Genomic DNA, 11,286 nt, shown 5'->3' with positions numbered 1-11,286 from the left:
GTACATTGGTATGCAGACACAAGAAGTGGCTATTAAACCTACTATGAAGGTCTTTATGAAGGTTGATTCAGAGATGCTTGACGAAGTTATAGTGGTAGCTTACGGTACTGCGAAGAAGTCTGCATTTACCGGTTCTGCGAGTGTTGTAAAGGCAGATAAACTAGAAAAGCGCCAAGTATCCAACATTACCAACGCATTGTCGGGTAGTGTAGCCGGTGTACAAACTACAAGCAGCAACGGCCAACCAGGAACTTCAGCCACAGTACGTATTCGTGGTATTGGTTCTATGGCATCCAGCAGCAATCCGTTATACGTAGTAGATGGAATTCCTTTTGATGGTGATATTTCTTCTATCAATTCACAGGATATTGAAACTATGACCGTACTGAAAGATGCTGCCGCAGCTGCTTTGTATGGTGCGCGTGGTGCTAACGGCGTTATTTTGGTAACCACTAAAAAAGGTAAGGATGGTAATGCACGTGTATCTATAGATGCACGTTGGGGTAGCAATTCTCGTCAAGTAGGTAAATACGATGTGATGGAAAGCCCTGCTACGTACATGGAAACTCTCTATAAGGCTCATTACAATGCCGCTTATTACAAATTGGGACGTACTCCAGAAGCAGCGCACACTTATGCTAATGCACAGTTGTTCCCGGCAATCGGTTACCAAATATATACGTTGCCTCAAGGTGAAGGTCTTATCGGTATGGATGGTAAAATCAATCCAAATGCGAAGTTGGGCTATAGTGACGGACAATATTACTATACTCCGGATGATTGGACAGATGGAACGATCTCCAGTCAAATGCGTCAAGAGTATAACTTGAGCGTATCAGGTGGTACAGATCGTTTGAACTACTATTTCTCTGCCGGTTACCTGGAAGATAACGGTGTTATCGAAAATTCAGGTTTCAATCGTATTTCTACGCGTTTGAATGTAGACTACCAAGCAAAAAAGTGGTTGAAATTCGGCACCAGCTTAGGATATACTAACTCTAAGAGCAAGTATCCGGGCGACCAAACAGCTACAGCTTCTTCAGGAAATGCTTTCTTGCTGGCAAATAATATTGCTCCAGTTTATCCGATGTATGTACGAAACGCTGATGGTTCACTGGCTTACGACAAGAATTCAGGCAACAAGATTTATGATTACGGTGATGGTACCAGTACAAACAGCACGCGTAACTTTATGTCCATGTCAAACCCCAAAGGTGACTTGCTTTATAATAAGGAAGAATACCTGATGGATATCCTTAACGGTAAATGGTTCATCGAGTTGTCTCCAATTGAAGGACTGAAACTAACAGGTTCATTAGGTGCCTATATTGATAATACACGCTATAATGTTTTGGGTAACAAGTATTATGGGCAGTCTGCAAGTTACGGTGGTACTGCACAACAAGAACACATACGTACATCCGCCTTCAACCAGCAATACCTGGCTACCTATAAGAAAAGCTTCGGCATGAACAATTTCGATGTTCTGTTAGGTTATGAGAGCTATGACTACCGCTATGAATATAGTTATGCAACCGGGCAGAATCTTTATAAGGATTATGACTTCACGGTAAACAACACTATCGATAACAAACGTGGTGGTGGTGCTCGTGACGAATATTCTACCAGAGGCATTATCAGTCGAATCAATTACGACTTTGATGAAAAATACTTTGCCAGTGCTTCTTACCGTCGCGACGCTTCTTCTCGTTTCCATCCCGACAAGCGTTGGGGTAACTTCTGGTCGGCCAGTGTCGCATGGGTTATCAGCAAAGAAGCATTTTTGGAAAATACAGAATGGATTGATATGTTGAAGCTAAAGGCTTCATTTGGTCAACAAGGTAACGATGCATTGCTGAGAAACGGTTATGCAAACTACTATCCGTATCTGGACCAATACTCCATGACTGGTGCTAATGGTATATTCTCGGATGGTACACTTTATTATAAAGGTAATCCAGACATCACTTGGGAAAAGAGTAACTCCTTCAATATAGGTACTGACTTCACACTGCTCAACCATAAATTAGAAGGTACAATAGAATATTTTAACCGTAAGACTAGCGACATGCTTTATAATAAGCCGGTAGCAAACTCCAACGGTTACAGTTCTATTCCAATGAACATTGGTTCGATGACTAACTCGGGTGTAGAAATTGAATTGAATTATACTCCGATTGATATCAATAATTTGAAGTGGAACATTTTCGGGAATGCTACTTTCCTGAAAAATAAAGTAAATAAGCTGCATCCTGATTTGAATGGTGAATTAATCAGTGGTTCACGTATTTATCGCGAAGGTGAATCTATGTACCAACTTTATCTAGTAAAATATGCAGGTGTTGACCCCACTACCGGACAATCTTTGTTCTGGGCGAAAGATGATGAAGGAAACGCCTATACAACAGCCGATTATGCTGTCGCTTCTAATTGCAAAGAAGCTACCGGTGATTTGCTTCCAACCGTCTATGGCGGTTTCGGTACCAGCTTGGATTTCTACGGTTTTGACTTCTCTATCCAGTTCTCTTATCAACTGGGTGGTAAACTGTGGGATTATACTTATCAAGACTTGATGCATGGTGGTAGCAACAATAATGCCGGTTACAACTGGCATAAGGACATTGCCAAAGCCTGGACGGCAGAGAACCCGAATACAGATGTTCCCCGCTTGTGTGCAACCGAGAACTATGATGCAGGTTCAAGCTCCGACCGCTGGATTGTTTCTTCCAACTACTTGTCTATTAACAATATTACTTTAGGTTATACATTGCCGAAAAGAATCGTACGCAACTTGGGAATAGAATCACTTAGAGTTTATGGTGCTGCTGACAATGTTGCATTGTTCGCTGCACGTAAGGGATTAGATCCACGTCAAGGTTATGTATCATCTACCACCTCTACGTATGGTGCATTACGCAGTATTTCGGCAGGAGTGAAATTAACGTTCTAAACTATACTAACTATAAAGCAGAATAACAATGAAAGATATAAAATTTAAAATATTCGCATCGGCACTTGCAAGTGTATTGCTTGTGGGGTGTAATGATTTGGATACCGAACCGCTGGGTGCTATTGTTACAAGCGACCAGAAAGAAGAAGTTGTTAAAAACGACCCAGAAATGGTATCGGCAAGTGTAACGGGTATCACTGCGATGTTCAGTGTATATGGCAATGCCATCCCCACTTCTTTTGGACACGACGACTTCGGTTATGGTTCAATTATGCTGAACTTGGACAGCCGTGGCACGGATATGGTTGGTTTAGATATAAACTATAACTGGTTTACCCGTTCCATGACTTTTGAGGATCTTTTCTTTAACTATCGCCCGACAAACATATTATGGCGTACGATGTACAACCAGATCTATACTGCTAATGGAGTAGTGAGTACCATCGACCCGGCTACGGAAGATAGCTCTCTGAAGTACTACCTGGCACAAGCTTTGTCTATACGTGCATTCGACTATTTCGTATTGGCCCAGATGTATCAGCATACTTATAAAGGGAATGAAAGCAAGCTTTGTGTTCCTCTGATTACAAACGAAAATGCCAATGAAGCTGCTGCTAATGGTTGCGCCCGGTCTACCGTGCAAGAAGTTTACGATCAGATCATGAGTGACCTGAACAAAGCTGTATCTTTATTAGAAGCTACTGACAAAACCCGCGGCACCGATAAGCGCTATATCAGTAAGGAAGTGGCTTATGGTTTACGTGCACGTGTCAATCTGACCATGCAAAATTGGACTGCGGCAGCTGAAGACGCTCAAAAAGCCATCAGCGGTAGCGGTACACCTTATAGCCGCGAAGAAGCTGGTGCTCCTGGCTTTACGGAAAGCAGTGACCACTCTTGGATGTGGGCTATTATAATTGCCGAAACAGACCGTGTAGTAACTTCCGGCATTGTGAATTTCCCTTCACATATGGGATCACTGAATTATGGATATGCTTCAGTAGGATCATGGCGTATGATCAACAAGAAGTTATATAACGAGATTCCTGATACAGACATTCGTAAAGGATGGTGGCTCGATGCCAATAAGCATTCTGACAACCTGAATGAAGCACAAGTAGCCCAAGCTACGAAATATGGTTGCCCCGCTTATACTCAAATGAAATACGGTCCTTATAAGGGAGTAATGGCTCAAAGTACTAACGCAAGCGACATTCCTCTGATGCGTGTGGAAGAAATGTACTTGATTTTGGCAGAAGCACAAGCTATGGGTGGAAATCCTTCAACCGGCGCAGCTACTTTACAAAAATTTGTAAATGATTATCGTGATCCCGCCTATGTTTGTACCGCTTCCAGTGCAACAGCCGTACAGGATGCAGTATGGCAACAACGTCGTATTGAACTTTGGGGTGAAGGCCTTTCTTATTTTGATATTCTGCGACTGAACAAAGGTATCGATCGCCGTGGAGCCGGATTCCCTGCCGCTTATGTATTTAACGTCCCAGCCGGTGATAACACCTTGATCTACCGTATTCCTGAAAGTGAGGAACAAGGTAACTCATTGATTTCGGCATCAGACAATAATCCGGTAACATCAATTCCGTCTCCGGTTACAGACAACTAATGAACATAGGTAACAAACTGTAAAAATAGCATTATATGAATTTCAATAAATCAATTCTATCCATAGCGCTGTCGGTAGCGGCTGTCATGTTTGTCGGCTGTAGCACCGATGGTTATTGGGACAAAGCCCCGATAGACAGCGAAGTGAAATATACGTTCGACCAGAGCGAACAAACCTATACCGTAGCAGGTACTGAAACGTTGACTGAAATCAAGGTTTCTCTGACACGCAGTACCAATGTAGGTGCATCGACCATTGCCGTAGATGCAAAATTTAACGATCCCGCATTGAGCGGACCAGCTGAAGTAACATTTGCAGATGGTAGTAATACCGCCATTTATACTATTGCAGTAGGCGACATTCAAGTAGGTGTTTCTTATAAAGCTACTCTTTCCATAGCAAAGGATAATACCTCTGTATCAGGTAATTCTACCACAACAATTAATTTAAGCAAGTTGTACAATTGGGTAGCAACCGGCAGTGCTCAGTTCTATACTTCATGGTCAGGAACCATCGACGATAATGGTTTGGTAGGTGACGGTGTAAAAGTGGATATAGAAAAGGCAGAAGGTGGTAATGGTTTGTACCGACTGATAAGTCCCTACTATTATTCTGAAACAGCAGCCGGTGCAACAGGAGTGACTTTGGAAAAGGGACACCATATCCAGTTCATCGTTAATGCCGCCAATGGGGCACCTGTCGGATTCCCATCTACGGTTCAGAAAATGGGTGAAGCGAGTGCAGACGACGGCAACTATTACTTTGCCTACACACCGGGTAAGAACAACTGTGCATTCGAAAACGATGGCAACCTCTATATAATCGAAGCCTTGGTAGGTTATGATGAAGGTGGAAGCAGTGTTAGTCTGGGTTGGTATCAGACCGTAGCATTTATCTGGAACGTAAATTATCCATGGTGATAATCATACGATAACTGAACATCTTAAATAATAAAACTGCCTCCGAATGTCCAACTTGACATTTGGGGGCAGTTTTATATCAGGCCTTCTTTCAAAATATCCACCAATATCGGCTTCGCCCCACTCACAAAACACTCCACAGCAATTACCATCAGAATAAGTCCCATCAGGCGCATCATCACATTATTTCCCGTTTCCCCTAACACTTTTACCAGCCTCGTAGAGGCACGCAGAATGAAAAACGTAATCAAGTAGATAAAGGCGATCATACCAATCAGTACACCTTTCATTTGGATAGTGTGGGCATCCTGCATCAACACAATGGCATTTGCTATGGCACCGGGGCCACAAAGCATTGGAATTCCTAAAGGGGTAACGGAGATGTCATCAGCATAAGTTTTAATCTCTTCATCTTTCAATTTCATTTGTGTGTAACGTGCTTGCAACATATCAAAGCCGATTTTAAAGATTATAACACCACCGGCTATACGAAATCCGTTTGTAGAGATCCCAAAGAACTTGAACAGGAACTGACCTGCAAAGGTAAAAACCATAATCGTGATAAAAGCCACTAATGTAGCACGAGACACCACAGACTGCCGCTCCTTATCCGTCATTCCATGAGTCATGGTCAGAAAGACGGGCATAGTCCCGAGAGGATTTGTCAACGTAAAGAAAGAAGTGAAACAAAGCAAAGCGAAAGGTAAAATAGTATCCATAGCTGCAAATTATGTGTTTACGCTGACAAAATTACAACTAATCCCTCAATGTCACAACAATTGGAGCAACTCTTTCAAATCTGTAATCTGATAAGTAGGCTTAAATGGAAACTCGGTACGTCCCGTTACATTATAGAATACCTGGTGCATGCCTACTCCCTGAGCACCCGTTATATCATTATCCCAACTATCACCCACCATCAATGATTCACGCAGTTCAGACTGGGTAGCCGACATGGCAAAATGGAAAATCTCGGGCCATGGCTTCAGGACACCAATATCATCTGATAGAACTACTTTCTTGAAGTAATGGTCAATTCCTGCAGAACGCATTTTGTGGCATTGCAGTTCCTGAAATCCATTGGAGAGGATATAAAGATTATATTTAGGTGCCAAATATTCCAGCACTTCCTGCGCATGGGGCATCAATCTGCTTTTTGTAGGAATAACCGCAAAGAAGTCATCAGAAAAAGCTTTCGCTAAAGCCGCATCCCCCTCTCCTACTGCCTCCAACGGATAGAGAAAACGTTGACGATTCAATTCTTCCTTTGTCACTTTTCCATCTGCATATTCTGCCCACAATTCGATATTACGCTTCTCATAGAGTTCATAGAAATGTTCAAAAGACTGAAAATAGCGATCATATTCATATTTGCGATACATTTCCTCAAATGTATCACGGGCATTAAAAGAAAAGGCCCAGAGAGTATCGTCCAGGTCGAAAAAAATATTCTTGTATTGCATATAAAAAGAAAATGGCAGGGATAACCCTTCCCTGCCATTTTTATAATTTAATTAAGTTATTTTACTTGGATAACCAGATATCTGGATACGCTCCAGAAATCTTTCGGATTCGTAATCTTCAGAACGAGCTGATCTTTATCATCTTTCTCCAAAGCATAAGAACCTACCGGATGAGTGGTCAAGACATCTGCACTCTTAGAATACAACTTAATTTCTTTCGTTGTACGAATATCGACCTGAGTAAAGTAATCCTTATTGATATCACTATCCTTAAGCACTTGCTTTTTCTGGAAGAGACCGGTATTTGTCAGAATATTCTGATCTTTCAATTCTTTCTTCGTTCCAAAAACAAACCAAGCAGTGTTCAGTGCCTTATCTTGTTCAGCTACGGTTTTAGCTTTTGCTTCATTTTCGGCAGTAAGCACTTCTTTGTCAGTTGACAGGCCAGTCACAGCTGCATCCAGTTCCTGAATACGAATATTCTTGGAAGCAAGTTCAGCCTGCAATTCCTCGATACGCTGGGTTTTGGCTACCAATTCCTGGGTCAGAGATTCTACAGCTTTCTTCAACTGGGTAGAGTTATTCTTGCTACTTTTCAGCATAGCTTCCAGTTTAGCGATCTGCTCTTTGTTTTCTTGCATTTGTTTCTGGATAAATTCAATATCAGTGGCAATCTGCTGCTTAGCTGATAAAGAACCTTCTGAAACCGCACCACGCTGCAAGTCTACGCGGCTTTCGGCGGCATTGATTTGGCGGAAGCCTTCAGAGATATCATTGAAAGTACCCATCATTTCATCCAGTTCAGCATTACGCTGAGTAAGTTCCATCAAAAGAGAATCATTTTCAGCTTTCAGTTGGTCTTTACTTCCACCTGACAAGCCGTCGCACGATGCCATAACGGCCGCACATACAATTAAAACTGCTAACTTTTTCATACGCTTTTGTTTTACGTTGGTTAATGAAGTTATTTAATCGTCTATTCCTGCTACTACTATTACTATTTCTCCACGCGGATCATTGGCTGTGAAATGCTCAATCAATTCAGTCAGACTGCCACGCACCGTTTCTTCGTGCATCTTCGAGATCTCCCGGGATACAGATGCCTGACGTTCCGCACCGAAATGTTCTGCAAACTGAGTCAGCGCTTTCACCAGACGGTGGGGAGACTCATAAAACACCATGGTCCGGCGTTCCTCTGCCAATATCTTCAGACGTGTCATGCGTCCTTTCTTCTGCGGAAGAAAACCTTCGAAACAGAATTTTTCATTCGGCAAGCCCGAAGCAACCAAAGCCGGCACAAGAGCTGTAGCCCCCGGCAAACATTGTACTTCAATACCGTTGCGAACACACTCACGCACTACCAGAAAGCCCGGATCGGAGATTCCCGGTGTGCCTGCGTCCGATATTAACGCAACAGTTTCACCTGCCTTTATTCTATTAACAACACTTTCTACCATTTTATGTTCATTAAACTTATGATGGGATTGCATTGCGTTCTTTATTTCAAAATGCTTCAGTAAAATTCCGGAAGTGCGTGTATCTTCGGCAAGAATCAAATCCGCCTCCTTCAGAATGCGAATAGCCCGGAATGTCATATCTTCCAAATTTCCTACCGGAGTAGGCACTACATAAAGTTTTCCCATATCCGTAACTGCTTTAACTAAAGTATTTCTTAAGAAGTTCTATAAAATCAACCACCGTTTCATTCTCTTCATCAGGATTAACGGTAGAAGAAAAGAGTCCCAACGCCTTTTCCAATGAAGGAGCAGCACCCAACTGGCGTATCACTTCATTCATACGGGCGGTATCACCACCAAAAATCTCACGGGCAAAGCGGAATGAGTCATTCAGGCTGATAGCATGCCGCAAATCAGTAGCCGGTTTTATCCGTTCTGCTAAAATAGGCGATGCAGAAGATAGTATCGCGGACGGTTCAGACTCAGATTTGGGCTTAGACTCAGGCTTGGGAGATACGATCTCTACCGGCTTGGTGATTTCAACAACGAGCGGTTCTACAGGAGTCGGCTTAACCGGTTCAGGAGCAGCGGCCGGTTCGGGAATAACCACTGGAGCGACAGGAGCTTCAGGAATGACAACTACCTCTACGGGAGTTTCGTCCAGCTGTTTCTGCAAAGCATCCAGTCGCGCACGCATCTGCTGTATATTCCGTTTAGCTACCACCTTCAATGTAGGGTTAGCGTCTGTTGCAAGAACTTTCATTAAATATTTCAGTTCTTGAATATCCAGTTCTATGTCGTCCAATAATGTCTGCATTTCCTTTCGCATCACAAATGTTAATGCCGCAAATGTAGAAATAAATAATGAAAAAATATCGGAAAGCCATTAAAAGTGTTATTTTTGCGGCTAAAATAAACATTTTAGAACAATGGTATTATTCTCGGAAGACCATATACAGGAAACCAATCGTAGAGGGAGAATTGAAGTTATATGCGGCTCAATGTTCTCTGGTAAGACAGAAGAACTGATCCGCCGTCTAAAACGCGCTAAATTCGCCAAACAGCGCGTAGAAATATTCAAGCCTGCCATTGATACGCGCTATTCGGAAGAAGAGGTCGTATCTCACGATAGCCATTCCATTGCTTCTACGCCGATTGATTCATCGGCAAGTATCCTGCTGTTCACTTCAGAAATCGATGTAGTAGGTATCGACGAAGCGCAATTCTTTGATAATGGTCTGATTGATGTATGTAATGAACTTGCCAATAATGGCATACGTGTTATTGTAGCAGGTCTGGATATGGACTTCCGCGGTATTCCTTTCGGTCCTATGCCGGGACTTTGTGCCATTGCCGATGAAGTATCCAAAGTCCACGCTATTTGTGTGAAGTGCGGACAATTAGCCTCCTTCTCACACCGCACTGTCAAGAACGACAAACAAGTCCTCTTGGGAGAAACGGCCGAATACGAACCCCTCTGCCGGGAATGTTATCTGCGGGCAATAAAGGGAGACTGGACTACCGCCGGTGGATAACTATAAATAAAAAGCAAAAGCCTTATGGAGCGTAAGAAGATTACATTCGACAGCTTTATCCGTGCTGTCATTCTCGGTGCTATCATCATTGGGGTATTAATGTTCCTGCAGCGGTTGAGCGGTGTATTGCTTCCGTTCTTCCTTGCCTGGCTTATTGCTTATCTGATATATCCGTTGGTAAGTTTCTTCCAGCATAAGCTACGGCTAAAAAACAGAATAATATCTATCTTTTGTGCTTTGCTTACTCTCAGCGTTATAGGAAGCGTTGCGTTCTATCTGCTTGTGCCACCCATGATTCAGGAATTCCTGAGAGTAAAGGATTTATTGATAGAATACTTCAGCACCACTCATACAGCAAGCAATGTCCCCACTACCCTCTCCGAATTTATCCGGCAGAATATCGACCTTCACATCTTAGAGCAAATGTTCAACCAGGAGAATATATTGGATGCCCTTAAAGTAACTGTCCCTAAACTATGGGCACTAATATCGGAGTCCATCAACCTCTTATTCGGGTTCTTCACCGTCTTCCTTATCCTATTATATATAGTGTTTATTCTGCTTGATTACGAAAGTATTTCCGAAGGCTGGGCACACCTGATGCCAAAGAAATACCGGAAAACAGTAACCGGCATACTGAATGATGTAAAAGACGGCATGAACAGATATTTCCGTGGACAGGCATTAGTAGCTTTGTGCGTAGGCATTCTATTTAGTATCGGTTTTCTGATTATTGATTTCCCGCTGGCCATTGGTTTGGGATTATTTATCGGTGCACTGAATATGGTGCCTTACCTACAAATCATCGGCTTTGTCCCCACCATCATGCTTGCCATTCTGAAAGCTGCGGATACCGGTGATAATTTCTGGATCATCATAGCTTCGGCAACAGCTGTATTCATAGTAGTACAAATCATACAAGATGGCTATCTAGTTCCCCGTATCATGGGAAAAATTACCGGTCTGAATCCAGCTATTATTCTGCTCTCCCTATCCATTTGGGGATCGTTAATGGGAATGCTGGGTATGATTATAGCTTTGCCGCTTACCACTCTGATGCTCTCCTATTATCAACGATACATCATTAATCAAGAAAATATTTATAAGGCAGAAACCACTGAGGATCAACCAGTAGAGGATATAGAAGAAAAATAATGCAAACTTTTTTCCTCATATTCCTTGCAAATTAAATAAAAGTGCCTATCTTTGCACCCGCTTAACAGCAATAAAGGTTTGATTCGCTAGCTCAGCAGGTAGAGCACAACACTTTTAATGTTGGGGTCCTGGGTTCGAGCCCCAGGCGGATCACTTAGGAGAAAAGACAATACTCCGCCAAG

General features: G+C 42.6%; 10 protein-coding genes and 1 tRNA gene. 6 read left to right on the top strand and 5 right to left on the bottom strand.

Annotated features, from left to right (window positions below; genetic code table 11):
- Nucleotides 1-10 precede the first annotated feature (10 nt).
- Genes BN161_RS27395 through BN161_RS27385 form a run of 3 tightly spaced genes read left to right on the top strand, consistent with a single transcriptional unit; the run spans nucleotide 11 to nucleotide 5,494 of the window.
- The gene (locus BN161_RS27395; protein WP_044272372.1) at nucleotides 11-2,950 is read left to right on the top strand and encodes a SusC/RagA family TonB-linked outer membrane protein; all 2,940 of its coding nucleotides are present in this window, start codon (nucleotides 11-13) and stop codon (nucleotides 2,948-2,950) included.
- Between the two features lie 28 nt (nucleotides 2,951-2,978).
- Nucleotides 2,979-4,574, top strand: a complete 1,596-nt coding sequence (locus BN161_RS27390; protein WP_044272369.1) for a RagB/SusD family nutrient uptake outer membrane protein — start codon at nucleotides 2,979-2,981, stop codon at nucleotides 4,572-4,574.
- A 35-nt stretch (nucleotides 4,575-4,609) separates the two neighbouring features.
- Nucleotides 4,610-5,494, top strand: a complete 885-nt coding sequence (locus BN161_RS27385; protein WP_044272367.1) for a hypothetical protein — start codon at nucleotides 4,610-4,612, stop codon at nucleotides 5,492-5,494.
- Between the two features lie 74 nt (nucleotides 5,495-5,568).
- On the opposite strand, the gene BN161_RS27380 is transcribed toward BN161_RS27385, so the two are convergent.
- From BN161_RS27380 to BN161_RS27360, 5 genes are read right to left on the bottom strand one after another with little or no spacing between them, the layout of a single operon-like run.
- Nucleotides 5,569-6,213 (bottom strand): MarC family protein, encoded by a 645-nt coding sequence (locus tag BN161_RS27380; RefSeq protein ID WP_007212579.1) that lies wholly within the window; start codon nucleotides 6,211-6,213, stop codon nucleotides 5,569-5,571.
- Between the two features lie 51 nt (nucleotides 6,214-6,264).
- On the bottom strand, nucleotides 6,265-6,957 hold the full coding sequence (locus BN161_RS27375) for a YjjG family noncanonical pyrimidine nucleotidase (protein ID WP_044272364.1): 693 nt from the start codon (nucleotides 6,955-6,957) through the stop codon (nucleotides 6,265-6,267).
- A 56-nt stretch (nucleotides 6,958-7,013) separates the two neighbouring features.
- Complete coding sequence (locus BN161_RS27370) at nucleotides 7,014-7,892, bottom strand: Cbp1 family collagen-binding glycoprotein adhesin (protein WP_044272361.1); 879 nt, start codon at nucleotides 7,890-7,892, stop codon at nucleotides 7,014-7,016.
- 33 nt (nucleotides 7,893-7,925) lie between these two features.
- On the bottom strand, nucleotides 7,926-8,600 hold the full coding sequence (rsmI, locus tag BN161_RS27365) for a 16S rRNA (cytidine(1402)-2'-O)-methyltransferase (RefSeq protein WP_007219747.1): 675 nt from the start codon (nucleotides 8,598-8,600) through the stop codon (nucleotides 7,926-7,928).
- 13 nt (nucleotides 8,601-8,613) lie between these two features.
- Complete coding sequence (locus BN161_RS27360) at nucleotides 8,614-9,243, bottom strand: hypothetical protein (protein WP_044272359.1); 630 nt, start codon at nucleotides 9,241-9,243, stop codon at nucleotides 8,614-8,616.
- Between the two features lie 100 nt (nucleotides 9,244-9,343).
- Here BN161_RS27360 and BN161_RS27355 point away from each other — a divergent pair, with 100 nt between their 5' ends.
- The 3 genes from BN161_RS27355 (at nucleotide 9,344) to BN161_RS27345 (ending at nucleotide 11,257) form a co-directional block, all read left to right on the top strand.
- A complete protein-coding gene (locus BN161_RS27355) occupies nucleotides 9,344-9,949 on the top strand; it encodes a thymidine kinase (RefSeq protein ID WP_044272357.1) in 606 nt (201 codons plus the stop codon).
- Between the two features lie 24 nt (nucleotides 9,950-9,973).
- Entirely contained in the window at nucleotides 9,974-11,104 is a 1,131-nt protein-coding gene (locus BN161_RS27350; RefSeq protein WP_044272355.1) for an AI-2E family transporter, read from the top strand.
- Nucleotides 11,105-11,184: 80 nt separating this feature from the next.
- A tRNA-Lys gene (locus tag BN161_RS27345) sits at nucleotides 11,185-11,257 on the top strand.
- The last annotated feature ends 29 nt before the right edge of the window (nucleotides 11,258-11,286 follow it).

Source organism: Bacteroides timonensis (assembly GCF_000513195.1).
Lineage (GTDB): Bacteria > Bacteroidota > Bacteroidia > Bacteroidales > Bacteroidaceae > Bacteroides > Bacteroides timonensis.
This window is presented reverse-complemented; position numbering and strand designations above follow the sequence as displayed.